A 24,665-nucleotide genomic window follows, 5' to 3' on the forward strand; every position below is an offset into this window, starting at 1 on the left:
TCGCGCGTCCTCCTGGGCTGTGTCAGGGCTCTCAGTGCCCGCGCGGTCCGCCTCGCGCGTCCTCCCGGGCCGTGACAGGGCTCTCAGTGCCCGCACAGCCATCGAGGACGATGATGCGAACTATGACGGGGGTGTTGGAACGTCCCGCCGCGCTCATGGTCGCGGTGTCCCGGCCCTGGTTCTGGCCGGTCTCCTGGGTGCCGGCGTATCTCGGCACCGTGCTCGCGGGCCACGCGTGGTGGCCCGACGCCGCCACCGTGCCGCGGGCCGTGGTGGCGCTGCTCGTGCTCGGCCCGCTGATCTGGGGCGCCGTGCTGGCCCAGAACGACCTGCACGACCTGCCGAGCGACCGCGCCAACCCGCGCAAGGCGGACGCGCCCCTAGTCACCGGGGTGGTCTCGGCGACGAGGCTGCGGCGGTGGTACTGGGGGATCTCCCTCGCCGCCGTCGCCGCCGCGGTGTTCGTCGGCCCGCTGTTCGTGCTCGGCGTGCTCGGGGTGCTCGCGCTCGGCTGGGCCTACAGCGTGCCGCCGCTGCGGCTGAAGACCCGGCCCGGCTGGGATGTCGCGGTCAACGCGGTGGTCGTCGGGGTGGTGTCGCCGGCGGCGGGCTGGTCCATCACCCGGCCGCCCTGGGAGTTCCCGTGGCAGTTCGGGCTGATCGGGCTGCTGTTCGCGGCCGCGCTCTACGTGCCGACCACGGTCACCGACCTGGCCGCCGACCGTGGCGCCGGTGACACCACGTTCGCGGTGCGCTTCGGGCCGCGCTTCGCGCACCGGCTCGGCGTCGCGCTGTGGGGCGCCGCGCTGGCCTTCTCGGTGCTGTGCGCGTGGCGGGGCGTGCTGGTGCCCCGCTCGACGCTCGTGCCGCAGCTGGTGATGGTGCCGGTGCTGCTGGCCGGCTACGCGGTGCTGACCGTCCGGCCGACGATCGCGAAGATGGCCGTCGTCTCGCTGCTGTTCGGGGTGCCGACGATCGGCTTCGCCTACGCCTACGTCGGCTGACATATTTCAGGCGTGACTTATATAAGTACGGGGTGACATTCTCGATCCGTGCACGCCTTCGACGTGCTCGGGGACCCTGTGCGGCGCCGCATCCTGGAGCTGCTCGCCGACGGCGAGCGGCCCGCGGGCGCGATCAGCGAGGTCGTCCGGGCCGAGTTCGGGATCTCCCAGCCGGCGGTGTCGCAGCACCTCAAGGTGCTGCGCGAGGCCGGCTTCGCCACGGTGCGCGCCGACGGCACGCGGCGGCTCTACGCCGTCGACGCGGCGCCGCTGCAGGAGGTCGACGCCTGGCTGGAGCGCTTCCGCGGCTTCTGGAGCCAGCGCCTCGACGCCCTGGCCACCGAGCTCGCCCGCGGCCGCCGCAAGCGGTCCGGTCATGCCACTTCCGAGGAGGACACGTGATCGACATCGTCAACCAGGTCAACGCCGTCCACCGCGAGCTCGGCGACGCGGCGGTCACCGGCGGCGCGGGGCGCTCGGTGCTGCTGCGCCGCACCTACGATGCCTCGGTGCAGGACGTCTGGAGCGCCTGCACCGAGGCGGACCGGATCGGCCGCTGGCTCGCCCCGGTCGAGGGCGACCTGCGCCTCGGCGGCACCTACCAGCTCAAGGGCAACGCGGGCGGGCAGATCCTGCGCTGCGAGCCGCCGCGGCTGCTCAAGGTGACGTGGGAGCTGGGCGAGGGCATGCCGACCGAGGTCGAGCTGCGCCTGGCTCCGCACGGCGACGACGGCACGCTCCTCGAGCTCGAGCACTCCGCGCCCGCGGCGATCGTCGACGAGATGGTCAAGGCCTACGGCCCGGGCGGCACCATCGGCATCGGCGGCGGCTGGGACCTCGCGCTGCTCGGCCTGGACCTGTTCCTGCACGACGCCGCCCTCGACGTCGAGGCGTGGCAGGCCGACCCCGAGGTACGCGAGTTCGCCGCCCGCAGCTGCGCCGCCTGGGGCGCCGTCGTCCAGGCCGCCTGGGGCACGTCCAACGAGGACCTCGCCGCCGCCGTGGCCTTCGCCACCCACCATTTCGGCGGCGAAGCCTGACCCGCCGGCCGCCTCGACCGGCCGTTTCCCCGGCGGTGGCGGGACGGTGGCGCTACGCTGATCCGGTCAACCGATGCGGACCGGCTGATCGAATGCCGCTGAGCGGTGGCGCGTTGCCGCTGCCGTCAGCGCCTGGAATGGCGACGTGTGTCGCAGACTGGGACGGTCCATGAACGTCACGATCATCGGCGCTTCCGGATGGCTGGGCGGCACCATCGCGCGCGAGGCCATCAGCAGAGGCCACAACGTCACCGCCGTGGGCCGCGACGCGTCGCGGCTGTCCAGGGTCGAGGGGGCCCGCGCCGTCGTCGCGGACCTCGACGACCCGGACTCGGTGATGGCCGCGGTCGCCGGCAGCGACGTGGTCGTCGCCGCGGTCACCGACCGTTCGACTGAAGATCGTTCCCGCATTCCCCAGGCGGCGCGCACGTTGCTCGACGTGCTTCCCCGGGCCGGGGTGAGCCGGCTCGCGTTCGTCGGCGGTGGCGGTAGCCTGCAGGTCGCCCCTGGTGTGCGTGCCGTCGACGAGGCGGGGTTCCCGGAACAGTACCGCAACGAAGCGCTCGCGCAGGCCGAAGCGCTCGCCGTCCTGCGCGCCTCCGAGGGGGTGGAGTGGACGTACATGAGCCCGCCGCCGCACCACCTCGTGCCGGGCGAGAAGACCGGGCGGTATCGAACCGCGGCAGGCGACAGCCCCGTCATCAACGACCAGGGCGAGGCGACGATCACGAACGGCGACTTCGCCGCCGCGTTCGTCGATGAGATCGAGCACAGCCGCTACGCGCGGCAACGGTTCACCGCCGGCTCCTGACCGCGCGGCCGCGGGGTCCTCGCTCGTTGCACACCGAATCTCCACAGCCGCATGGAAGGATTCGCGGCCGTGGCGGTTGGTTGGCGGGCCGGCTTGGCCGGGTTGCTCCTCGGCGTGGTGACGTTGCTGCTCGGCGACGTGCTGCCGGGCGGCTCGAGCCGCCTGGCCAACTCGGGCGCGGTCTGGGCGGTCGGCGCGTTCGCGGCCGGCGCCGTGTGGCGCGACGGCCGGTGGCGGACCTGGCTCGCCGGCACGGCGGTGCTGGTCGGCGCGGTGCTCGGGTACTACGGCGCCCTGGTCGTGTTCGCCCACCACGCGGTCGACCGGGCGCACGTGCACGGGCCGGTGCAGTGGTCCGCGGTGGGGCTCCTCGGCGGCCCGCTCTTCGCGACCGCGGGGGCGTGGTGGCGCGACGAGCGGCGGCATCGGCGGGTCCTGGGGCTCTGTCTGCTGGGCGGGGTCTTCCTGGCCGAGGGGGCGTACCTGCTGGTGAGCCACCGGCCGGTCGGCGAGGCGGTGATCGTGGCCGTCATCGGGGTGCTGGTCCCGCTCGCCTTGGGCCGGGGCGCGCGCGACCGGGTCTACGGCGCGCTCGCGCTCGCCCCGGCCGCGGCGGTCGGGCTCAGCGGCTACCTCGTGCTGGACCTCGTCATGGATGTCGCCTTCACGAGGCACGGCGGCGGATGACGCCTTGCACCGGACGGGGCGGCGGATGACGCCTTGCACCGGACGGGGCGGCGGCTGACGTCTTGTGCCGAACGGGGCGGGGCGACGCATGACGCCTTTTGCCGGTGGGCCGCGGGGCGGCGGTTGACGCCTTGCGCCGGACGGGGCGGGGCAGCGCATGACGCCTTTTGCCGGTCGGCCGCGGGGTGGATGACGCCGTGCGCCGGACGGAGCGGGGCGGCGGATGAACCCCAGACGAATGGGAGCCGACGGAACGGGCCGATATCCGACGGCGGGCGCAGGGGTGCCGGACGGCTCGGGAATGATGGGCCTATGACGCTGGAGCGCACGCGCGCCGAACGCCTCGGGGACCTCCTCACGGCCTGGGTCGACCGGCTGCCCCCGCGCCTGCGCCGCATCCTGCCGCGGGAGCTGGTCGGCTTCGCGCTGCTCGGCGCGTTCACGTTCGGCATCGACCTCGCGGTGCTGGCGATGCTGCGGCACTGGACGCACCTGCCGATGCCGGTCGCGGTGTCGATCGCCTACATCGGGGCGTTCGGGCTGAACTTCACGCTCAACCGGACCGTCAACTTCCGCTCGCACGCGCCCGTCGGCGGCCAGATCGCCCGGTACGTCGCCGTGACCGTCGGCGACTACCTCATCACGGTCGGCGTCACCACCGGGCTGGCCGCGCTGGGGCTGGACTACCGCATCGCGCGGGTCCTCGCCTCGGCGTTCGTGGCCGTGTTCACGTACACGGCGTCGCGCTGGTGGGTGTTCCGGGACCGGCCCGCGGCCCCGGCGCCCGTCGCCGAGGAGCGCGAGGCGGTCGGCCGGGCCGTCTCCTGAGGCCACGCCACCAGGCGGCCGCATCTTCACCGGCCGGGCGTCGGCGCCCGCTGTCGTGGCTTCCGGCCGCTCCAGGCCAACGCCCGCCTCCTGCGGCGCCGCCGCACGCTTCAGCGCGTCGAAGACCGGAGGGGTTGCTCCAGTTCGACGGCAAAAGCGGCTGATTTCCAGCAATACCAACGGATCCGGGCTGTTACTCTCGCCGACCATGACCGGCGTCGGCACCGCCGCGGTCGCGGGGCTGTACCTGGTCGGCGGCTCCAGCCGGATCCCGCTCGTGGCCACGATGCTGCACGAGACGCTCGGCATCGCGCCCGTCGTGGCGGAGCAGCCGGAGCTGGTGGTGGCCGAGGGTTCGCTGTACGTCAACCGCATGGCCGGCGCCGCCACGTCCACGGCCGCCGTTCCCGCCGCCGCGCCCGTCTCGGCCGTGCCGGACTACCCGCGGACCCAGGCCTTCTCCGCCGCGCCCGTGTCCTCCCCGGCGTACGCCCCCTTGCCGGTCTCCCTGGCCGCGCCGCCAGTCTCGCCGCCGGTCGGGCCGCCAAGCCCGCCGGCGGGGATGCCGTCGTTTGGGCCGCCAAGCCCGTCGGCAGGCATGCCGCCGGTCTACCCGCAGCAGTCGGTCACCGGACCGATCCCGCAGGGCCGGCGCGGCACGTCCCCGGCGCTGCTGGCCGCGCTCATCGTCGTGGGCCTGCTCGTGGTCGGCGGAGGCGTGTACGGCGCGACCCGGCTGTTCAACAAGGACACGGGCGGTCCGTCGAGCTCCGCCTCCGGGGGCGCCGGCGGTGGCGTGCCGGCGACGAAGGGAGGGGCCGGGAAGTACGACCTGGCCAAGCTTCCCGAGGACCTCTGTACCGTCTCCGACCCGACCTCGCTGTACGACCTCTTCGAGGCCGAGAACGCCAAGCCGTTCGCGCAGCGGGTGCCCCAGTCGGTCGTCAACAGCGCGTCGTGCACGTTCATGCGGCTCCACGACGCGAACAAGCCGACCCTGCAGACGGGTACCATCTCGTTCCAGGCATTCGCGTACAATGATGCCTCCGTCGCTGCCACCCAGCACAACAGCGACATCGACACCGCCAAGCTCGCCGGCCCTAACGGCCCCGTGCCCGGACTCGGGGAGGACGCCATCATCTACGAGACGCCCCCGGTCAACGCCGACCTCAAGGGGACCGTGCACCTGACGCTGGCGCTGAAGGACAGCAACGTCATCTACAAGCTGGACTTCAACGGCCAGCGCAACGACGGCGGCGAGTGGAGCCAGAAGTCGAAGAATGACATCCGGGACCGCATGATCACCGCCGTCAAGAACAGCCTTCCCAAGACCCTCGCCGGCATGGCCAGATGACCCGGCGCCGCGCACTGCTGACCACGGCAGGCCTGCTGGCCCTCCTGGCGCTGTGCGCGGGCGCCGCGGTGGTCACCGACCTCGTCCACTACGCGACGGGCAAGCGCGGCACGATCACGGTCCAGGCCTGCACCCAGGACAACGCGGCCCGCAAGCCCCGCTACGAGTGCACCGGCACGTTCGAAACTGCCGATCATTCGGTACGCCGGGACGAAGTCGAATTCGTCGAGACCTACGCCGAGGACCCCGGCGCCCGGGTCCCGGCCACGCTGAACGGCGACACGGTCAACGAGGTGAGCCCCGCCGCGACCGCCGCCGGGGCCGTCGTCACCCTGGCCTCCATCGCCGGCATCGTCGCCCTGCTCGTGGTGCGCCGCCGGTTGCCGCCGCAATAGCCGACGGCCGGCCACCCGTGCGGGCGACCGGCCGTTCGTAGCGCGCTCGATCAGCTCGACGCGATGCCCAGCCCGGCGGAGCCACCGTGGAACTCGGTGCCGTTCATGAACGCGGAGTCGAAGCGGGCCTGCAGGGCGTCCATCTCGCCGAACTCGGCCTGGTGCGCGTTCTCGCTGCCCTCGGCGGCGAACACGTGGTCGTCGACGCTCGCGTCGTGGCTGTAGTTGGTGTACTCGTCGGCCTCGTAGTGCACCGACGGGCCCTGGTCGAACGCGACGTGCGTGCCGTGGTTGTAGTCGGTCGACGTGTCGGCGTGGTGGTCGTTCTCGTACACGCCGTACTGGTTGTTGTAGTCGGCCTCCGAGCCGTGGGCCTGGTGCAGCTGGTCCAGCGCGCCGTGCTCCTGGCCCGCCTCGTAGTGGCCGTAGTCCACGTCGCCGTGGCCGCCGTCGTAGCCCGCGTCGATGTCGCTCATCGTGGTTCCCCTTGTATTCGGAAGGTCTGCGTCCTCGCTGTTGATGAAAACGTTAGGCCCCCGCGGACCGGCTCAAATCCCGGAATCGTGCCACCCGCCGCCGGCCCCCTCGCCGGCCAGGACTCGGGCCGGCCGGGCGTGCCAGCCCCCGTCTCCCGGCTGAGCTTGGGGACCACAGTGGACGGTCCGCCGCCCGGGTGCGCGCCCGCGGGGGTACGGTCGGCGTTATGCGTGTGGTGTCGCTGCTGCCCTCGGCCACGGAGATCGTGTACGCGCTCGGGCTGGGGGAGCGCCTCGTCGGGGTGACGTTCGAGTGTGACGAGCCGCCGGCCGCCCGCTCGGAGAAGACCGTGGTGGTCGGGGGCCGCGACACGAAGGGCATGGCGCCGGGCGAGATCGACGAGTACGTGCGGTCGCAGTTCGCGGCCGGCGCCGACCTGTACACGCTGCACGCCGGGGCCCTCGCCGCGCTCGCGCCCGACCTCATCCTGACCCAGGACCTGTGCCGGGTGTGCGCGCTGCCGTCCGGCCACGTCGAGGAGGCCCTCGACCACCTCGGCTGCCGGGCCGACGTGCTCTCCCTCGACCCGCACACGCTCGACGAGGTGCTGGCCACGATCGTCGCGGTGGGCGAGCGGGCCGGCGTGCCCGACCGGGCGGCCGCGCTGGTCGCGGCCCTGCGCGACCGGCTCGCCGCCGTCGCCGCCCGGGTCGCCGGCCGGCCCCGCCCGCGGGTGCTCGTCGTGGAGTGGGTGGACCCGCCGTTCCGGGCCGGGCACTGGGTGCCGGACCTCGTCACGGCGGCGGGCGGCACCCCAGTCGCGGCCCGGCCGGGCGCCCGCTCGGTGCAGGCGGAGTGGGCCGAGCTGGCCGCCGCCGAGCCGGACCTGGTCGTGGTGTCCCCGTGCGGCTACCACCTCGACGGCGCCGCCGCCCAGGCCGAGACTGTCGCGCGGCACTTCCCCGGCCGCCAGGTGTGGGCCATCGACGCCGACGGCCTGGTCGTCCGCCCCGGCCCGCGCCTGGTCGACGGCGTGGAGGCCCTCGCCGCCGTCATCCACCCCGAGGCCGCCGCCCCGCCACCCCCCGGCGCCGTGCAGAGGATCGCGTAAGGCCGAAGGCACCCCAGGAGCCCCGCAGCTGCGGCTACGGCGGACCGTCGCGTGATCGACGTGCCGAAGGCGTCCCAGGTGCGCCCGGAGCTGCGGCTACGGCGTACCCGGACTTGGTCGGCCTGGTGTGCGTCCGTCCCGCGTACCGCGCCCGCAAAGCGCCCCTGCGTAGACCCCTGGATGCGCCTGCTCCAGCCCGCCGACCTGGCGGCCCCGGTCCCGCTCGCCGCGCAGCCAGGGTGGCGGGGACGGCCGTAGATCGTTTGGTGGCCTATCGTGGGCGCCATGCGGAAGAGCGCCGTCGTCGGCGGCCTCGTGCTAGGCCTGCTAGTCATGGGCATCGGGGTGTTGGGCCTGGTCCCGCTCGTGCCGGGGTTGGGCACGCCGGGGCGGGTCACGACCACCGACTGCGGGACGCTGCCCAAGCACGGCCCGACCTGCTGGGGCGAGTTCACGCCGGACGGCGGCGGCCCGCCGCGGGCGGTCAGCATCGACGACGTGGACGAGGACGACGCGACCGTCTCCGCCAGGATGTACCCGTGGGCGCCGGACCAGGCGTTCCGCACGCCGCCGGGCGTGCGCGCCGTCATCGGGTCGATCCCGCTGACGGTGATCGGCGGCACGTTGCTCGCCATCACGATCGGCCGGCTCGTCCGCGACAGGCGACGCAGGGCACCGGCCGAACCGGGCCGGTAACAGCCCAGGGGAGCCGTAGGGGGCGGGTCAGACCGGGGCCGGGGAAGTGGTCAGGATCGTGACCGCCAGGGCGTGCTTGCACGGGCCGCGGTCACCCCGGTGCTTGGCCCACCACGGGCAGGTGCAGGTCATGGAGCCGTCCGGGAGCCGGCGGACCCGGTACGTCTGATCCCCGCTGCGCACCGTCGCGGCAACGGCCGGCGGGGCGCCGGCGAGCGGGTCGAAGGTGACGGCGCCGGACTCGGCCAGGGCGCGGGCGCCGACCAGGCGCGGGTTGTCGCGCTCGGCGCGGGTGGCGTCGTACGGCAGGACCCGGTGGAAGTACCCCGCCTCGGCGACGTCGTAGCCCACCCGGCCGGCGGTGCCGAGCTGGGCCAGGGCGGCCCGGACCCGGTCCGGCGGGAGGGCGGCCGAGGCGGACAGGTCGGCGACGTCGATGGTGGGGTCCCAGGACAGCAGGGTGCCGATCGCGTCGGCGTCGTCGGTGACCTCGTCGGCGGCCAGTGACGTCAGGGCGGCGCCCTCGCCGGAGAAGCCGCGGTGCGGCTCGGGGGAGAGGGTCAGGGTCAGGCGCAGGGCGCCCGTGTCCAGCTCCCAGGCGCTGGCGACGGCGGACGAGCCCGAGCGGACGGGCGGGCCGTACACGCGCAGGGCCGTGCAGTGCCGCAGGAGGCTCTTCAGGGCGGCGAGGCGGCCCGCCCCGGCCAGGCAGACGGCCCCCGGGGCGGCCCGGGAGGTCAGGCGGAGCGTGCGGCCGGCGGGCACGGCCCACAGGACGGAGCGGTCGCTCGCGCCGGGCAGGCGGCGCAGGAAGGCGGCGGCCTCGGCGGGGTTGAGCTCGGCGCGCAGGTCGAAGGCGGCGGACAGGACGTGGACCTCGGCGAAGCCGCGCAGCCAGCGGGCCGGGAGGGGCACCTTCTTCTCCACGACCGTGCCGTCGAGGGTGGAGGCGGTGAGGTCGTCGGGGCCGACGGACAGGTGCAGCGGGTCGAGGCCGGCGATGCGGGCGAGGGACTCGCGCAGGGGCGGGTTGATGTCGACGTTGGTGGTGCCGTGGCCGAGCATCTCGCCGTCGAGGCCGGCGGGGAGGGCGTCGAGGCGGGCGTAGACGCCGCAGCAGGCGGAGAAGGACTCGAAGCGCAGGCGGTCGGCGCCGCCGGTGACGACCGGGTCGAGGAAGGCGGTCGGGCGGGGCTGGAAGTAGCGGGTGCGGGCCACGTCGGCCACGGCGAGCAGACCCGCGGCGGCGGCCGGGGGCGTGGTGAGGAAGCCGGAGAAGAACCGCGGGTTGGCCGCCGGGCCGCCGCAGGTCTGCAGGGCGACGCCGGACGTGCCGGCGGTGGACGGGGCGAGGTAGCGGTACTCCTGGACGGCGCTCATGGCAGCCAACCTAGCCGGGGGGTACGACAGTTTCAGGCGATGCCCAGGCGGCCCATCATCAGGTGGGCGTGGCGGCGGGCCGCGCGGATGGCGGCGTGGCGCTGGGCCAGTCGGGCCGGCGTCGTCGTCCCGGGCGGGGTCGCGCCTGTCTCGGCGGCGTGCAGCATCAGGTTGACGGTGAAGGGCTCGGCGATGTCGGCGTCGGCCACCCGGTCGTCGATGTCGCGCCGGCTCGGCGCGTCCGGGGCGACGAGGGCCAGGGTGGCGAGGTCGAAGCCGGCGAGGTACATGCCGGCGGCGGCGAAGCCGGTGAGCGCCAGTCGCCCGGACGGCAGCCGCACGACGCTGCCCGGGGTCAGGTTGCCGTGCGCGAAGGCGCGGTCGCCGGCGCAGCGGCGCAGGAGGATGCGCAGGCGCCGGGCGTCGTCGGCGGTGAGCTGGCCGGTGCGCTCGTGGCGGGCGATCCACGCCGGGTAGTCGACCGTCCACGCGGCGGCGTCGCTCGGGTCGGGGCGCCATGTCGACAGCAGCGCGGCGAGCCGGATGACCGCCGACCACTGCGCCGGGTCGGGGTCCGGCCGCAGGGGCTCGCCGGCCGCGCGGGCCAGCACCAGGGTGCGTTCGTCGTGCCAGCGGTACTCGTCCGCGCTCACCAGCGGCGGATCGCGCCGGAACGCCTGGGCGACGGCCACCCGCCGGTGGAAGCGGCGCACGGCCGCCGGGTCGTCGGCGGCGCGGATCACGACCGTGACCGGCTCGCCGTGCCAGCGGCCGGCCAGCGCGATGTCGGGGCCCCCGGGGCGCGGGTGCGGGTCGAGGACGAGGCCGGGTGGCAGCCGGGGCGTCCACAGCGTGCGGCCGGGGACCGGCGAGGGGTCCGCCGCCGGCGAAGGGTCCGCGACCGGCGAAGGGGCCGGCGGGGGCGGGTCGGGCGGCGCGCTCGCGCTCATCAGCTGCAGCCGCCGGCCGCACCGGGCGGCGAAGCCGTCGAGGAGGTTCAGCTCGTCGATGCTCCAGGCCCGGGGCCGCACGTCGATCGCGCCCAGCGCCCCCACCACGTGGCCGTCGCGCCCGTGCACGGGGATGCCGGCGTACCCGGCGGCGGCCAGGTCGCGGACCCCGTCGTTGGAGTGCAGGACCGGGTCGCGGCGCACGTCGGTGATGGCCAGCCGGGCGCGGGCGCCGATGACGTACTGGCAGATGGACCTGGCCAGCGGGGTCTCCCGCCGCTGCTGCAACAGCTCGGGCAGGCCGACGGCGCCTGGGAGGATCTCGCGGTACCGCTCGATGAGCACCAGCAGCACGACCGGCACCCCCACCGCCTGTCCGGCCCGCGCGACGAGGCGATCGAACCAGGGATGCGGGGCTGCCGGCAGGCCGGTCGCCGCCACCGCGCGCAGCCGCGCCGGATCGCGCACGGCCGCCTCGGTGCCCAGCACATCGATCATGGCACCTCCGGCTTCTTCGGCACCGTACATCTCCGGTGTACCGCTCGGAGTGTTTGTGCTGGTATCGGCCACACGGACGGGGCTGCGGCAATTGCGTGCATAGGCATAAGATGAACGGCCGATATGACCGACTTCTCGCTCTGCATCGACAGCCTGGACGGCCTCAGTGTCGGGGACGCGCTGGGCGCCCAGTTCTTCGTTCCCGGCACCAAATTGTCGGACCTTTTCGACGGTACCGCACCAGCAGGCTCCTGGCCGTGGACCGACGACACCGAAATGGCCACCGTGCTCGTGGCCGAGCTGCGCCACCCCGGCCCGCTGGACCAGGACCGGTTGGCCCGGGCCTTCGCCGGCCGCTACGACCCGTACCGCGGCTACGGCGGCGGCGCGGTGGTGATCCTGCACCGCATCCGCGACGGCGAGCCCTGGCGCAGCGTCGCCCGCGACGCCTTCGACGGCGTGGGCTCGATGGGCAACGGCGCCGCGATGCGGGTCGCCCCGCTGGGTGCCCTGCACGCCGGCGACAGCAAAACCGCCGCTCTGGAGGCGATGCGCTCGGCCGAGGTGACCCACGCGCACGCGGAGGGCATCCTGGGCGCGGTCGCCGTGGCGGTCGCCGCCGCCGAGGCCGGCTGGGCCCGCCTGGTGCGCAACCGGCCCACCCCCGCCGAGCTGCTCGACGCGGTGCTCGGCTACCTCGTCGACGGGCAGGTCCGCGACGGCGTGCGGCGGGCCCGGCGGCTGCTCGGCGCGAGCGTCGGCGAGGCCGCGTACGAGCTCGGCAACGGCTCCCGGGTGCTGGCCCAGGACACGGTGCCGTTCGCGCTGTGGGTCGCCGCCAACCATCTGGCCGACTACCCGGCCGCGGTGCTCGCCTGCATCGAGGCCGGCGGGGACATGGACACCATGGCGGCCATCGCCGGCGGGATCGTGGCCGCGCACACCGGTCGGGCCGGCATCCCCCCGCTGTGGCTGGCGCAGCGCGAGCCGCTGCCTTAGGCCTTAGACCAGGTCCTCGATCGCGCGGGCGATCGCCTCGACCTCGTCCGGGGCGAAGCACGCGGTGTCGGCGTCGAGCATCAGCCGTACCGCCCTGAACCGTTGTTCCTGCACGTCGTCCACGTGCAGGAACAACGGTTCGGTCGGCCCGGGTAGCGGCTCGGACCATTCCACCGTGCCGGGCCGGGACGTGCCGAAGGCGTCGCCGAACGCGGTGGCGGTGCTCGATCGCCGGTCGTTGAAGCACGGCGTCGGCGGGGCGTCGAGGGCGAACGGGTCGTAGTAGGCGTGCTTGCGGGCCGGCAGCGCGGCCCGGGCCACCGCCGCCACCGCCGCGTCGAACCCGCCGGAGACGTCGGCGGCGCACAGCCCGAGCTGGGTGATCGGGCTGACCACACCGGACAGTCCACTGCGGAACCGGTTGGACACCACCTGCCGCACCGCGACCGTGCCGCGCCCGGCGACCCTGCCGATCGCGGTCAGGTAGGCGGCCAGCAGCACGGTCGACTCGTCCACGCCGGTGCGCGCGGCCGCGTGGGGCAGCCGGGTGGCGAGCCGGGGCGACTCGAGGAGGCACTTGCGGTACCGCGGCCCGTGCACGACCCGTGGACCGTACGCGTCCAGCCCGGCCGCGTGCCGCTCCCAGTGGCGCAGCGCCCCCGCGTGCTGGCGCACCCCGGCCGGCGAGGCCTGCCAGTCGACGATCTCCAGCGGGGTCAGCCCGGCGACCGGGCCGGCCACCCGGCGGGTGACCTCGTCGACCATGACGGCCGCGCCCAGGCCGTCGGTGACCAGGTGCGGCATGACGGCGACCAGCCGGGCCGGGACGCCGCCGCGGCAGACGACCGCCATCCGCATCGGCCAGTCCCGGGCCAGGTCCGGCTCGGCCTCGCGGTAGGAGCGCTCCACCGCCACGGCGACCTCGATCGGGTCGGCCCCGCCCGCCTCCACGACGTCGAGGCAGGCCACGCCGGCGCCGGCGACCACCTGCGCGGGCGGCCCCTCGCCGCGCGGCCGCAGCCGGGTGCGGAAGGCCTGGTAGCGCTCCATCGTGTAGCACAGCTCGGCGGCGACCGCGGCGACCGTGGTGCCCCCGGCCACGCCGCGATGCCCGCCCATCGGCATCCAGGAGCGCTCCCGGAGCATGGCCTGGTACATCGCGCGCTGGCCCCAGGTCAGCTCGGCCTCGCCGGACCCCTCGCCGGCGAACGGGACATCGACGTGGGTGACCTCCATCGGCCAAGGATCGGCACCACCCGCGCGGCCCGCAAGACTTGATATTTCGGCCGGGATGGGGTTCTCCCCGCGCTCACCCCAGCCGGGCCGGGAAGCCGCCGGTGGCCACCGGGCCCCAGCGCTCGATGGTGATCCGCAGCAGCGACTTGCCCTGGGCCCGCATCGCCTCGCGGTACTCGTCCCAGTCCGGGTGCTCGCCGGCGATGCTGCGGTAGTACTCGACCAGTGGCTCGAGTGCCTCGGGCAGGTCGAGCACCTCGGCCACGCCGTCGACCTGGACCCAGGCGTCGTTCCACTCGTCGGACAGGACCAGCACCGAGATCCGCGGGTCGCGGCGCAGGTTGTGCACCTTGGCCCGCTCCGGGTAGGTCGACACCACGATCCGGCCCTCGCCGTCCACCCCGCACGAGACCGGGGAGGCCTGCGGCCGCCCGTCGGCGCGGTTGGTGATGACGATGCCGTGGTGGCGCCGGGCCAGGAACTCCAGCAGTGCCGCGCGGTCGACCCGGTCGTTGGTCGCGATCTTTCGTGCCATGGGTCGACCGTACCCGCAGCGCCGCCTCGCCGCGCTGACCCCGCGGGAACGGGCCATCCCGCGTGAGGTCGCCCGCGGGCGGTCCGGCGCCGGGATCGCGGCCGCGCTGCTGAACTGCGCGACCGCGGCCTACGAGTCCGGCCGGGGAGCCGAACCGCTACTTGGCCGGGCGGCGGCCGAAGAGCAGCTTCCACGGCATGAGCGCCGACTCCATCTGCACCTTCAGGCTCATCTTGGACGCGCCGTGCGTCCGGTCGGAGAACCGGATCGGGACCTCGGCGATGCGCCCTCCCGCGCGGACGGTGCGGTAGTTCATCTCGACCTGGAAGGAGTACCCGTTGCTGCGGATCGAATTGATGTCGATGCGGCGCAGCGTCGCGGCCTTCCACGCCTTGAACCCGGCGGTGGCGTCGCGCACCTTCATCCGCAGCAGCGTGTCGACGTAGAAGTTCGCCCAGGACGAGAGCGCCTTGCGGTGCCACGACCAGTCGTCGGCCACGGATCCGCCCGGCACGTACCGCGAGCCGAGCACGACGGCGACGCCCTCGTTGCGCAGCGCCTCGATCATCGCCGGGATCGCCGACGTGGGGTGCGACAGGTCGGCGTCCATCTGGATCACGATGTCGGCGCCTTCGTCGAGCGCGCGCTGCATGCCGGCCACGTACGCCCGGCCGAGCCCGTCCTTGGCGGTGCGGTGCAGCACGCCGACCGGGACCGCGGCCTCCACGGCCAGCTTGTCGGCCACCTCGCCGGTGCCGTCGGGCGAGTTGTCGTCCACGACGAGGACGTGCAGGCCCGGCAATTGCAGCGCGGTGAGTTCCGCGACAAGCTCCGGTAGGTTCTCCCTCTCGTTGTAGGTCGGCACGACAACCGTGATCTTCTGCAGCTCGTCTGGCACTGATAATCCCCTAGCGCACCGGGCGCCGATCGATGGCTCGCTGGTCGATGACTATTTGGGCGGATCCTTCGTAGGTTGCACGATATCGGACCGGCCCCACAGGGCCGTCACGACGGCAGGCTAGCGGCCTTGATCAGCGCGCGCCACCGCATCGCCGCAACCCGTCCACGATCCGGTTACGCATCGGGACAGTGCCATTACCCAAAAATCATCGCTCGTACCGCGGGGAAGGCGTCAGTACCGGAACACCGCCACGGTCCGCCGCAGGTCCTCGGCCACGCCGTTGAGCTCGGCGGCCGTCCCGGCGGTCCCGCGGGCCACCTCCGTGGTCTCGTCGGCGACCGCCGCGACGCTCGTCACGTTGCTGTTGATCTGGTTCGCCCGGCCGGCCACCTGGTTCACCGTGCGGCTCATCTCCGCGGTGGTGGCCGACTGCTCCTCGACGGCCGCGGCGATGCCCGCCTGCGCGTCGCGGATGGTGGTGATGACGCCGCTGATCTGCTCGATCGCGGCGACCGCGGCCGAGGAGTCGCGCTGGATCGCCCCGACCCGCTGGGCGATGTCCTCGGTGGCCCGGGCCGTCTCCTGGGCCAGGTCCTTGACCTCGGTGGCGACCACGGCGAAGCCCTTGCCGGCGTCGCCCGCGCGGGCGGCCTCGATCGTGGCGTTGAGCGCCAGCAGGTTGGTCTGCTCGGCGATGGAGGTAATCAGCCGGACCACGGTCTCGATCTCGCCGGAGGACTGGCCGAGCCGGTTGAGCACCCCGGTGGCGTCGGCGGCCTCGCGCACGGCCCGGTCGGCGGTGGCCGCCGCGCCCGACGTGTTGCGGGCGATCTCGTGGATCGACGCGCCGATCTCCTCCGAGCCGGTGGCCACCGTGCCGATGTCCTGGGTGATCTCCTCGGTCGCCCGCGACGCCGTGCGCGCCTCGCCCGAGGAGCGCACGGCGCTGTCGTTCATCGCCCCGGCCGCCCGGGTGAGCTGCTCGGCCGCGGTCGAGACGCGGGCCACGTTGCCGTCGACCTCGCGCAGCGAGCTGCCGAGCCGCTCCAGGCCGCTGTTGAGCGCGGTGCCCATCCGGCCTACCTCGTCGCGGCCGCGCACCTCGAGCCGGCCGCTGAGGTCGCCGCCGGCGACGCCCTCGAGCACCCGAACGGTCGCCCGCAGCGGCCCGGAGATCATCCGGCTGACCGTGGCGACCAGGATGGCGGCCAGCAGTACCGCCGCGAGAATCAGCCCGACGATCAGCCACCGCGACCGGCTGTAGGAGCTCTTGGAGGCGGCCAGGGTGTGCCGGGCCTTCTCGACGACGCTCGCGTCGAGCCGGTCCAGGGCCGCCTGCCCGGCGGCGGTGAGCGGGTCGGCCTTGCTCTTGCGCAGCGCGATGAGCGCCTCGGCGTCGGTCGTGGCGGACCGCGCCACGGGCAGCAGATGCTGCTCGAGCACGGTGCGGTACCCGCCGACGGCGGACTCGAACGCCTGGCGATCGGCCTCACTGCCGGCCGAGGGCAGCGCCCGGAACTGCTGCCACGACTCGTCGAGCGCGCCGTTGGCCTCGTCGATGGCGGCGAGCGCGGCCTTCATGTCCTCGTCGGTGGCGGCCAGGCCAAGGTTCGCCACCTGGTACTGCACCGTCCGGAACGCCAGCGCCACGTCGTCGAGGTCGCCGATGTCCTGGAGGTTGTCGTCGTACATCTCCTGTAGCCGCGACTGGGCCGCCCTGAGCTGGACGATGCCCAGCAAGCCCACCCCGATCAGCAGCGCACACACCACGGCGACCGTCGACGCGAGCTTCGCGGCGATCGGGAGGTTTCGGATCATGACACCCCAATGCGAGTCCGACTCCCTGCGCCCATGCGCATCGGCGGCCCCGGCCCGAAGCTGAGCCCAAAGTGCCCTCGCGTTCAGGCCGCGCCGAGCTGGGCGAGCAGCACGTGGATGTCGGACTTATAACCTGGCGGGGCAAAAGTCAGATAAGTCGTGGCGCGGAGCGCCCGACTTATCTGGTTCGGGGGCTACGGCCCCATTGCGGCCATGCTCAGGGGACGAGGACGACCTTGCCGGTGACCGTGCCGGACTCGGCCAGCCGCATCGCCTCGGCGGCGTCGCGCAGCGGCACCCGGGCCGCGACCTGGGCGGTCAGCGTGCCGTCGGCGAGGCGGGCGAAGACGCGGGTGAGGTCCTCGCGCATCCGGGCCCGGAACGCCTCGGGGCGGCGGTTGCCGGCCCACAGGTTGTAGAAGGACGCACTGCGGCCGTTGGGCAGCGCGTTCCACCACAGCAGGCGGGTGAACAGGGCCAGCACGGGCAGACGGGCGTTGCCGGCGTCGTCGCGGGTGGCCGCCGTACCGTATGAGACCAGGGATCCGCCGCGGGCGACCAGGCGCCACGAGTCCGCGATGCCGGCGCCGCCGACGTGGTCGAACACGGCGTCGTAGCCGCCGGGGGACAGGGCCCGGGCCCGCTCGGCCAGGTCCGGCGCGCGGTAGTCGAGGGGCTCGGCGCCCAGCGCGCGCACCTTGTCGTGGTGGCGCGGCGACGCGGTGCCGACGACCCGGATGCCGTCGTGCCGGGCCAGCTGGGTGAGGGTCGAGCCGACGCCGCCGTTGGCGCCGTGCACGAGGATGGTGCCGCCCGGGCGGGCCTTCGCGACGCGGTACAGCATCTGCCACGCCGTGACGCCGTTGACCACGACGGTCTCGGCGGCCGCCGGGTCGATCCCGTCCGGGACGGGGATCAGCGTGGCGGCGTCGAGCAGGACCGCGGTGGACCAGCCGCCGGTCTTGGTGACCGCCGCGACGCGGGTGCCGACCAGGGCCGGGTCGACGCCGGGGCCGGCCGCCTCGACCCGGCCGACGAGGTCGTAGCCGGGGGTGAACGGGAAGGGCGGCTGGTCGTAGTACTTGCCGCGGCGCATCTGCTGCTCCGCGAAGGACACGCCGGTGGCCTCGACCCGCACGAGGGCCTGGCCGGCGGCCGGGGCGGCGAGTTCCCGGTCGCGCACGAGCAGGCCGGCGGGCTCGACGACGCCGGGGAGGACGATCTCGGTGGCGGTGCGCATGTGCGGTACCCCTTCCTCGGTTTGTATGTGTGCACTCACTTACATCTCGCGCCACGAAAACGGCGCCGGGGTCACGGCACGTGCCGCATCCCATCGGTCAGGGCGCGGGCCCACGACTCGTCGACGCCGTCCAGCCCGGCGGTGACGATGAGGTGGCACAGCTGCCCGTAGGCGACGAACTCCTGGATCTGCCGGTCCGTGGCCCCCGCGGTGCGCAGGAAGTGCACGAGCCGCTTGTAGCCGGCCCGCACCGCCGCGCCGACCTCCGGCACGTCGCTGACGCCCTGCGCGTGGACCTGGAACAGCAGCAGGTCCCGGTCGGCGATGAGGTCGGCGTAGGCGTCGCCGAGGGCCTCGAGCAGCTTCGCCGGCTCGTCGGTGCCGGCCCGCTCGGCGGCGGCCTCCAGCGTGGCCATGATCCGGTCGTAGCAGGCCTCGACGGCCGCCACGAACAGGCCCTGCTTGCCCGAGAACAGCCGCAGGGCGTAGGCCTCCGAGATCCCGGCCGCCGCGGCCACGGCCGTCACCGGGGTCGCGTGGTAGCCGTTGCGGGCGAACACGGACACGGCGCGGTCGAGAACGGCGGCCCGGCGGGCCTCGGCGGTGCTGCGCATGTAAGTCAGTACACACTTACAAACCTGCTCTGTCAACCCGCGCGGACCGTCAGTGCTGGGGGCGGGGGAGGCCGGGCGGCTGCTCGGCCCGGTCCTGCGCGGCCATCGCGGCCATGGCGGTGTGGTAGCGGGCCCGGTCGATCCGGCCGGTGAGCAGCAACCGGACCGCGTCGCGCTCGAACCGGTCGCGTCGGCGCTGGGCGGTGCGGGCCAGCCACAGGGCCAGCCGCGGGCGGTAGCGGTCGTCGGCGGCGCCGCGGGCCCGCAGCGCGATCAGGTGCATGACGACCAGGGCGAGGTACCCGCACACGAGCAGCGCGGCGACGCACAGGGCGGCCACTTCCGGGCTCACGTTCGTCCTCTCCCTCGCTCGGGTTGCGGCGCGGTGCGACTCCATCGACGAGAGTAGGTGGTCCGCGCCCGCCCGGCGATGTTTTCCCCATCAGCGCACAGGTATGCGGGGTGGCGCAGCCCCGGGTCGGTCAGCGCCGCGGCCCGGCCCAACAGGTCCAGCTCCGCCCAGCGCAGCGCGTGCGGCATCGGGTGGGCGCCGTCGATCCAGGCCAGGGTGTGCCGCGCCGGTCGGCCCGGCCCGCGTAGGTGGAGGTAGGTCGCGCCGTGGTCGATGTCGATCTCCAGGACCAGCGCGTGGCCCCCGCCGGCTTCGGCCGTCACCATCCAGCCTGGGTGGCCCTCCCAGCGGTCGCCGTCGAAGGGGCGCTCGCGGGCGCCGTGGTGATCGGCCCAGAAGTCCGGCTCGGCGAACAGGTCGTGCAGATCGGGCGGCAGCGGCACACCGGGCACGATAACGGCAAACCGTAAAGGCGTTGCCGGGCGTGCCGATGGCCGGGTGGAGGGGTGTCGGCATGCAGGAACCGCAACAGCGCAAAGGGCGTTCGCTGCGCGCCCGGGTGTACCTGGTGGTCGCGGTGTGCGCCGTCCCGGCCGTCATCGGCAGCGCCGTCGCGCTCGTCGGGCTCGGCCAGACCCACGGCAGTCCAACGGCAGCTACACGCGGGTCCGGCTCTTCGTCACCGACATCATCCTGCTCGGGCTGGCCCTCGCGGTCGCCGCCGCGCTGCTGCTGACCCGCTCGGTGCTGGCCTCGGCCCGGCGCATCAGCGGCGTGCTGCACGCCGGGGACCGCACCCGGCGCATCGGCGCGAACCCCGACACCAGCGAGATCGGCGACCTGGGCCGGCAGCTGGACCAGATGTTCGAGGCGATGCAGGAGCAGGAGGACCACCTGCAGCGCGAGCGGTCTGCCAAGGAGGCCCAGCTGGTGCGCAACACGGTGCGCCAGCAACTGGCCGAGCAGAGCACCCGCCGGCGGGCCGGGGAGATCCTCGAACAGACCAGCGAGGCGGTGCTCACCGAGCTGCGCAACGTCATGGCCCAGGCCGACGCGGTGCTCGACGCGGCCGACTCGATCGAGCGGCAGGCGTCGTCGGCGCACGAGGTCACCCGTACCGTCGTCGGCCGGGCGTCCACCGTGGACACCGTCGTCGGCGCGGTCAACGCGAGCCTGGGGCGGGTCGACGGGATCGCCACGCTCATCGCCGGCATCGCCGGGCAGACCAACCTGCTCGCGCTCAACGCGACCATCGAGGCGGCCCGGGCGGGCGCCGCCGGGCGCGGCTTCAGCGTCGTGGCCGGCGAGGTGAAGGCCCTGGCCTCCAAGACCAAGGACTCCACCGACGAGATCGCCACCACGGTGGAGGCCCTCGGCGCGGACGCCGCCGCGATGGCCTCGGTCATCGCCGACATGAGCGACGGCGTGGTCTCCGTCGGCGGCGTCACCGCCGAGCTCAACGACGTCTCGGTGCGCCAGCGCGACGTCGTGCACCGGCTGGTGCAGAGCGTCCGCGAGGCGGTCGGCCGGGTCGAGGCGCTCAACCAGGTGACGGACCGCCTCGAGCGGCGCCGGCACAGCCGGGCCGCCGTCGAGGGCCGCACGACGATCCGCGTCGGCGAGCGCAGCCACGACGTGGAGATGCTCGACCTCAGCATCAGCGGGATGCGCTGCTCGATCGTGCCGGAGTGGCACGTGAGCGTCGGCGGCCGGGTCGAGCTGATCCTGGAGCTCGGCGACGAGCGCATCCCGGCCCGCGGCCGCGTCGTGCGCATCATCAACGGCGACTACGGCGAGGAGGCCGGGATCGAGTTCGAACAGCTCGACCCGGCCGCCCAGGCCCGCATCGAGGGCTTCCTGGACCATCTCCTGCGCCTGGAGCCGGCCCAGGAGATGGTCGCCGACTGACGTTTGCCGGGCGCTACGCCGAGTAGCCCCGGGCGGCGATCCAGTTGGCCATGTTCCAGGTCGACATCCAGTAGGTGCGCGGGCCGAACATGCCCGACGGGTCGGCGACCTGCACCGCCCGGCCGCGGTCGCGGTAGCCGACCAGCGTGATGTAGTGGCCGCCGGAGAACTCGTGGTAGACGCCGCTCGCGTCGGTGGCGCCGCCGACGATGTTGGCCACCACGGCCCGCCCGCCGCTCATCGCCGCGACGACGTCGCGCTGCAGCCGCTCGGCCTGGGCGCCGGTGGCCTGCTGGCCCGGGATCCAGTGGGTCTGGTACTCGTCCTTGCCCAGCACCCCGTTCATCGCCCGGGTCACGTCGGCCGCCGAGTTCGTGCCGTTGACCGTGGTACCCAGGCGGGAGGCGACATCGCCCTGCGACATCGAGACGCCAGAGGAGGTCAGCGCCATGCGGGTCGAGGCCGGGCCGCAGTAGTAGTAGTTAGGCTGGAACTGGAAGTCGTAGTCGACGCTGTGCTCCTCCGGCGCGGTCAGCAGCGGGTCCGGGGCGGGCGGGTCTGCCGGTTTGCCGGGGGCGGCGGTGGCAGGTGCGGGCACGGCCGCCGCGGCGACGTGGGCGTCGGCCGGGTCGGACGTCTCGTGGAGCACAGCGGCCGTTGTCACGGCGGCGGCGAGCATGGCGGCCGAGCCGATCAGCGCGGGGATCGGCCGCCTGGCCAACGCACGCCGACCGGCTTCCGCCCTTCGCGCAAGCTTGGGCAGGTCGAGATCTGGGTAGCGCACAGCGGAACTCCTTCCGGTGCCGCCTACCGGGTTAGCTGACGGATTCGGGCGGGAAAGATCGCCCTACCACCGGACCGTGAGGGCCGGCGGATTCACCCCGGGACTGGAATGGGTCCCCGGCTCGCGTACGCGACTCGGCGGATCAGGGCCGGCGCCACCCGTTCGGATGGCAGAGGGTCCGGCCCGGACGCCGCGACATTACTGAGCGGTATCCGGGCCGGGAACTGGGGTCCGAAATGCTGCGACCAGGCGGTCAGACGGCGGCGAGGTCCATGCCCCGGCGGCCGGTCGGGTTGAGATCGGCCAGCTGGAAACGGTCCGGCCAGGCGCGTTCGTAGTGCTCCTCCGGGAAGTCCGACGGGCTCGATCCGGTCTCGAACGCCGCCCGGACGTCCGCCGCGTAGCGCTCGTTGCGCGGGCACCACGGGGCGGCCGGGATGTACATGACGTTGCCCCAGCCGCGCTGGCGCCGCACCGGCGCGACGCTGTGGATCATGTCGCAGTGCCACCACACGGAGTCCCCGGCGCGTACGTCGGGGATGCCCGCCAGCGCCCGCACGAGCAGCGGGTGCCAGCGCTCGTTGGCCGGGAAGACCTGGTTCACCGTCACGCCGCACATGTCGTCCTCGGGCACGTCGGGCAGCAGCGGGCGCAGCATCAGGTACGCCATCGCCGCCGGAATGGGGACGGTGTGCAGGACGCCCTGGTCGTGGTCCATGTCCGACAGCGCGGTCCAGCCCTGGAAGGTGCGGAAGGCCGAGCACATGGTCGAGCCCGGGTACTGCGGCCCGTCGGTGCGGTAGGCCGCGTCCCAGGGGTCGTAGTCCTGCACCGAGCCGTCGAACAGGTGCCGGAACGCCCGCTGGTAGGACTCGGTCATCCACAGGTCGAGCGTCCCCGGGTCGAGATGCGGGTTGAGGCCGGCCGAGTCGGCGCCCTCCGGCCGGCGGCGGATGCGGTCCGGATAGAGCGAGTCGCGGTCCGGGTCGAACCACCGGACCCCTTCCGAGTCGTACTTCCACTGCCGGTTCAGGAACGCCTGGACCCGCGCCATGCGGTCGCTCGTGCGGGCCTGCATCTGGGCCGGGGACCAGTAGATCGGGTAGATCTCAGGCCGCGAGCCGACGGTGCCGAAGAAGTCGTCGCCGGGGCCCCGGTACTGCTCGAAGAAGCGGTTGCCCTCGACGTACTCGACGATGTTGCGATCCCAGCCCAGCGCCTGGTCGCGATCGAAGTGCCCGCGCACGACCACGCAGCCGCGGCGGTGCAGCAGCTCGGCCTGCTCGGCCGGGACGGTGCCGGCGGCGATGTCGGCGTAGTCGATGACCGGCCAGACCTGCTCGCCGCGGGCTCGCGCCGCCTCGATCTGCTCGACCTCGGCCTCGACGCGCCGCTCGACCGCGGCGAAGACCTCCTCCACGGTGCGCCCGGACGCCGCGATGCGGGCCCGGATCGCGGCCTTGACCTCGCGGATCGCGCCGGACAGGTCCGCCGGCGTCTCCTCCCAGTGCGGCAGGGCTGGTGCAGACACGGCCGCCTCCCTCTCGTTCTAGTCAGGACTCCTTATTTGTATTTTCGACGGTACGCACCCGTCCCACTTCTAGGCAAGACTCCTGACTAGAATCGGCACGTGGACGTTGCCAGGCCGTCGCTGGAGCTGGTCCGCTCGCTGACCGACGAGCACGTGCTGCGCGCGCTGATGCGCCACCGCCGCCTGACCCGGGCAGAGCTGGCCGCGCAGACGGGGCTGTCGAAGCCGACCGCGGGCGAGAGCGTGCGCCGCCTGGCCGAGCGCGGCCTGGTCACCGACACCGGCGAGCGCACGCCGGGCGGCCGTGGCCGGGGCAGGGTCGGCGCCTATTACGCCCTGACCCCGGCGGCCGGCGCGGCGCTGGCCGTGTCGATCGCGCCGAGCGGCATCACGGGCGAACTGCTGGACGCCTACGGCGACGTGATCGCCCGGGCCCACCGCACCCTGGACCGCCCGGCGGTCTCGGAGAACGTGGGCGCCGCCCTGGCCGAGGTCGCCGCCGCCCTGGCCGCCGTGGCCGCATCGCCCACGGGTGGGAGCGCCGCCGACCCGGCCGCCGTGGCGGCGTCGCCGGTGGATGGGAGCCCGGTCGGTGGGGGCGCCGCCGAGCTGGCCGCCGTGGCGNNNGGTGGATGGGGGCTCGGTGGGTGGGGGTGCCGCTGAGCTGGCTGCTGGGGCGGTGTCGCTGGTGGGCGGGGGCTCGGTGGGTGGGGGTGCCGCTGAGCTGGCTGCTGGGGCGGTGTCGCTGGTGGGTGGGGGCGGGCCTGGCGGCGGGGTGCGGCTGGCGGTGGTGGCGGCGGCCGATCCGGTCGACCGGGACAGCGGACGGCTGGTGCAGCTGCCCGACTCGCCGTTCCTCATCGGGGAGCTGGACCCGGTGGCGGTGCTCGGGCCGCACGTAGCGGGTCCGGTCGTCGTGGACAACGACGTCAACTGGGCGGCGCGGGCCGAGCGCGAGCACGCCGGGGACGACTTCGCGTACCTCTATCTCGGCGAGGGCCTCGGGTGCGCGGTGGTCGGCGACGGCGAGGTGGCCCGGGGGCGCCACGGGCTGGCGGGGGAGATCGCGCACCTGCTGACCGTCGGGCCGCACGGCCGGGCGGTGCCGCTCATCGAGGTCTTCGGGCCGCTCGGCGTGCGGCTGCCGGGTTCGACCGCGATCGACGCCGATGCCCTGCTGGCCGCGACCGCGGCGCCCGCCCCGCTGGCCGCGGCCAACCGGCGGGCGGTGGGCGTGGCGGTGGCCGGGGTGGTCGCCGCGGTCGTGGCGCTGGCCGATCCCGGGCGGGTGGTCGTGGGGGGCACGTGGGGGCCCGCGCTCATCGACGCGATCCGGGCCGCGGTGGGGGAGCATGCCCGGGCGGTACCGCTGCAGGCCGCCGCCGTGACCCAGGAGCCCGCGCTCGCCGGGGCGCGCCGCGACGCCCTCGAACGGCTGCGCGCGGCCATCGTCGCGGACGCGGCGGCCGAAACCGCCGCATCCGCGTGAGCCGAGCGCCCGGGCGCCGGGGAAGGC

Annotated in this window: 27 protein-coding genes and 1 riboswitch; of the genes, 14 read left to right on the forward strand and 13 right to left on the reverse strand. The window is 74.1% G+C overall.

Features of this window, described 5'->3' with window-relative positions; all coding sequences use genetic code 11:
- Positions 1-122: 122 nt before the first annotated feature.
- The 8 genes from ABD352_RS32615 (at position 123) to ABD352_RS32650 (ending at position 6,119) form a co-directional block, all read left to right on the forward strand.
- Complete coding sequence (locus ABD352_RS32615; protein WP_344616367.1) at positions 123-1,004, forward strand: UbiA prenyltransferase family protein; 882 nt, start codon at positions 123-125, stop codon at positions 1,002-1,004.
- 48 nt (positions 1,005-1,052) lie between these two features.
- Positions 1,053-1,406 carry an ArsR/SmtB family transcription factor gene (locus tag ABD352_RS32620; RefSeq protein WP_344616368.1) on the forward strand — a complete coding sequence of 118 codons (354 nt, stop codon included), beginning with the start codon at positions 1,053-1,055 and terminating at the stop codon, positions 1,404-1,406.
- Positions 1,403-2,044 carry an SRPBCC family protein gene (locus tag ABD352_RS32625; RefSeq protein ID WP_344616369.1) on the forward strand — a complete coding sequence of 214 codons (642 nt, stop codon included), beginning with the start codon at positions 1,403-1,405 and terminating at the stop codon, positions 2,042-2,044. The genes ABD352_RS32620 and ABD352_RS32625 overlap by 4 nt, the downstream gene beginning before the upstream one ends.
- Positions 2,045-2,213: 169 nt before the next feature.
- On the forward strand, positions 2,214-2,855 hold the full coding sequence (locus ABD352_RS32630; protein WP_344616370.1) for an NAD(P)-dependent oxidoreductase: 642 nt from the start codon (positions 2,214-2,216) through the stop codon (positions 2,853-2,855).
- Between the two features lie 69 nt (positions 2,856-2,924).
- Entirely contained in the window at positions 2,925-3,542 is a 618-nt protein-coding gene (locus ABD352_RS32635) for a DUF6518 family protein (protein ID WP_344616371.1), read from the forward strand.
- Between the two features lie 312 nt (positions 3,543-3,854).
- Complete coding sequence (locus ABD352_RS32640) at positions 3,855-4,370, forward strand: GtrA family protein (protein WP_344616372.1); 516 nt, start codon at positions 3,855-3,857, stop codon at positions 4,368-4,370.
- Positions 4,371-4,578: 208 nt separating this feature from the next.
- Entirely contained in the window at positions 4,579-5,724 is a 1,146-nt protein-coding gene (locus ABD352_RS32645) for a hypothetical protein (RefSeq protein WP_344616373.1), read from the forward strand.
- A complete protein-coding gene (locus ABD352_RS32650; RefSeq protein WP_344616374.1) occupies positions 5,721-6,119 on the forward strand; it encodes a hypothetical protein in 399 nt (132 codons plus the stop codon). Before ABD352_RS32645 ends, ABD352_RS32650 begins: the two co-directional genes overlap by 4 nt.
- Positions 6,120-6,169: 50 nt before the next feature.
- Here ABD352_RS32650 and ABD352_RS32655 read toward each other — a convergent pair whose 3' ends face one another.
- Positions 6,170-6,595, reverse strand: coding sequence for a hypothetical protein (locus tag ABD352_RS32655; protein ID WP_344616375.1), 426 nt, complete (start codon positions 6,593-6,595; stop codon positions 6,170-6,172).
- Between the two features lie 227 nt (positions 6,596-6,822).
- On the opposite strand from ABD352_RS32655, the gene ABD352_RS32660 reads away from it, so the two are divergent.
- Both ABD352_RS32660 and ABD352_RS32665 read left to right on the forward strand, forming a co-directional pair.
- Positions 6,823-7,707, forward strand: a complete 885-nt coding sequence (locus ABD352_RS32660; RefSeq protein WP_344616376.1) for an ABC transporter substrate-binding protein — start codon at positions 6,823-6,825, stop codon at positions 7,705-7,707.
- A gap of 285 nt (positions 7,708-7,992) precedes the next feature.
- Entirely contained in the window at positions 7,993-8,403 is a 411-nt protein-coding gene (locus tag ABD352_RS32665) for a hypothetical protein (RefSeq protein WP_344616377.1), read from the forward strand.
- Positions 8,404-8,430: 27 nt separating this feature from the next.
- Here ABD352_RS32665 and ABD352_RS32670 read toward each other — a convergent pair whose 3' ends face one another.
- On the reverse strand, positions 8,431-9,783 hold the full coding sequence (locus tag ABD352_RS32670; RefSeq protein ID WP_344616378.1) for an SWIM zinc finger family protein: 1,353 nt from the start codon (positions 9,781-9,783) through the stop codon (positions 8,431-8,433).
- Positions 9,784-9,815: 32 nt separating this feature from the next.
- Positions 9,816-11,231 (reverse strand): GAF domain-containing protein, encoded by a 1,416-nt coding sequence (locus tag ABD352_RS32675; RefSeq protein WP_344616379.1) that lies wholly within the window; start codon positions 11,229-11,231, stop codon positions 9,816-9,818.
- 123 nt (positions 11,232-11,354) lie between these two features.
- Between ABD352_RS32675 and ABD352_RS32680 the strand changes: the two genes are divergently transcribed.
- Positions 11,355-12,230, forward strand: a complete 876-nt coding sequence (locus tag ABD352_RS32680; protein WP_344616380.1) for an ADP-ribosylglycohydrolase family protein — start codon at positions 11,355-11,357, stop codon at positions 12,228-12,230.
- A gap of 3 nt (positions 12,231-12,233) precedes the next feature.
- Here the strand turns inward: ABD352_RS32680 and ABD352_RS32685 are convergent, their stop codons facing one another.
- The 8 genes from ABD352_RS32685 to ABD352_RS32720 form a co-directional block, all read right to left on the reverse strand.
- A complete protein-coding gene (locus ABD352_RS32685) occupies positions 12,234-13,466 on the reverse strand; it encodes a condensation domain-containing protein (protein ID WP_344616381.1) in 1,233 nt (410 codons plus the stop codon).
- Between the two features lie 73 nt (positions 13,467-13,539).
- The gene (locus tag ABD352_RS32690) at positions 13,540-14,001 is read right to left on the reverse strand and encodes a PPOX class F420-dependent oxidoreductase (RefSeq protein ID WP_344616382.1); all 462 of its coding nucleotides are present in this window, start codon (positions 13,999-14,001) and stop codon (positions 13,540-13,542) included.
- 157 nt (positions 14,002-14,158) lie between these two features.
- Complete coding sequence (locus tag ABD352_RS32695) at positions 14,159-14,899, reverse strand: polyprenol monophosphomannose synthase (RefSeq protein WP_344616383.1); 741 nt, start codon at positions 14,897-14,899, stop codon at positions 14,159-14,161.
- Between the two features lie 234 nt (positions 14,900-15,133).
- On the reverse strand, positions 15,134-16,720 hold the full coding sequence (locus ABD352_RS32700) for a methyl-accepting chemotaxis protein (protein WP_344616384.1): 1,587 nt from the start codon (positions 16,718-16,720) through the stop codon (positions 15,134-15,136).
- Between the two features lie 217 nt (positions 16,721-16,937).
- Complete coding sequence (locus ABD352_RS32705) at positions 16,938-17,960, reverse strand: medium chain dehydrogenase/reductase family protein (RefSeq protein WP_344616385.1); 1,023 nt, start codon at positions 17,958-17,960, stop codon at positions 16,938-16,940.
- A gap of 71 nt (positions 17,961-18,031) precedes the next feature.
- Entirely contained in the window at positions 18,032-18,574 is a 543-nt protein-coding gene (locus ABD352_RS32710) for a TetR/AcrR family transcriptional regulator (RefSeq protein ID WP_344616386.1), read from the reverse strand.
- A 49-nt stretch (positions 18,575-18,623) separates the two neighbouring features.
- On the reverse strand, positions 18,624-18,926 hold the full coding sequence (locus ABD352_RS32715; protein WP_344616387.1) for a hypothetical protein: 303 nt from the start codon (positions 18,924-18,926) through the stop codon (positions 18,624-18,626).
- Entirely contained in the window at positions 18,923-19,369 is a 447-nt protein-coding gene (locus ABD352_RS32720; RefSeq protein WP_344616388.1) for a hypothetical protein, read from the reverse strand. The genes ABD352_RS32715 and ABD352_RS32720 overlap by 4 nt, the downstream gene beginning before the upstream one ends.
- Positions 19,370-19,505: 136 nt before the next feature.
- Between ABD352_RS32720 and ABD352_RS32725 the strand changes: the two genes are divergently transcribed.
- A complete protein-coding gene (locus tag ABD352_RS32725; RefSeq protein WP_344616389.1) occupies positions 19,506-20,834 on the forward strand; it encodes a methyl-accepting chemotaxis protein in 1,329 nt (442 codons plus the stop codon).
- A 13-nt stretch (positions 20,835-20,847) separates the two neighbouring features.
- Here ABD352_RS32725 and ABD352_RS32730 read toward each other — a convergent pair whose 3' ends face one another.
- Both ABD352_RS32730 and ABD352_RS32735 read right to left on the reverse strand, forming a co-directional pair.
- Positions 20,848-21,618, reverse strand: a complete 771-nt coding sequence (locus ABD352_RS32730; RefSeq protein WP_344616390.1) for a C39 family peptidase — start codon at positions 21,616-21,618, stop codon at positions 20,848-20,850.
- 5 nt (positions 21,619-21,623) lie between these two features.
- Positions 21,624-21,768: riboswitch (cyclic di-AMP (ydaO/yuaA leader) on the reverse strand.
- A gap of 103 nt (positions 21,769-21,871) precedes the next feature.
- Positions 21,872-23,149, reverse strand: coding sequence for a YbiU family protein (locus ABD352_RS32735; protein ID WP_344616391.1), 1,278 nt, complete (start codon positions 23,147-23,149; stop codon positions 21,872-21,874).
- 99 nt (positions 23,150-23,248) lie between these two features.
- Between ABD352_RS32735 and ABD352_RS32740 the strand changes: the two genes are divergently transcribed.
- Positions 23,249-23,812: a winged helix-turn-helix domain-containing protein gene (locus ABD352_RS32740; RefSeq protein WP_344616392.1), complete on the forward strand. Its 564-nt coding sequence runs from the start codon at positions 23,249-23,251 to the stop codon at positions 23,810-23,812.
- 85 nt (positions 23,813-23,897) lie between these two features.
- The gene (locus ABD352_RS32745) at positions 23,898-24,638 is read left to right on the forward strand and encodes an ROK family protein (RefSeq protein ID WP_344616393.1); all 741 of its coding nucleotides are present in this window, start codon (positions 23,898-23,900) and stop codon (positions 24,636-24,638) included.
- Positions 24,639-24,665: the final 27 nt, after the last annotated feature.

The sequence above is a fragment of the Dactylosporangium salmoneum genome, assembly GCF_039532525.1.
In the GTDB taxonomy this organism is placed as follows: Bacteria; Actinomycetota; Actinomycetes; order Mycobacteriales; family Micromonosporaceae; genus Dactylosporangium; species Dactylosporangium salmoneum.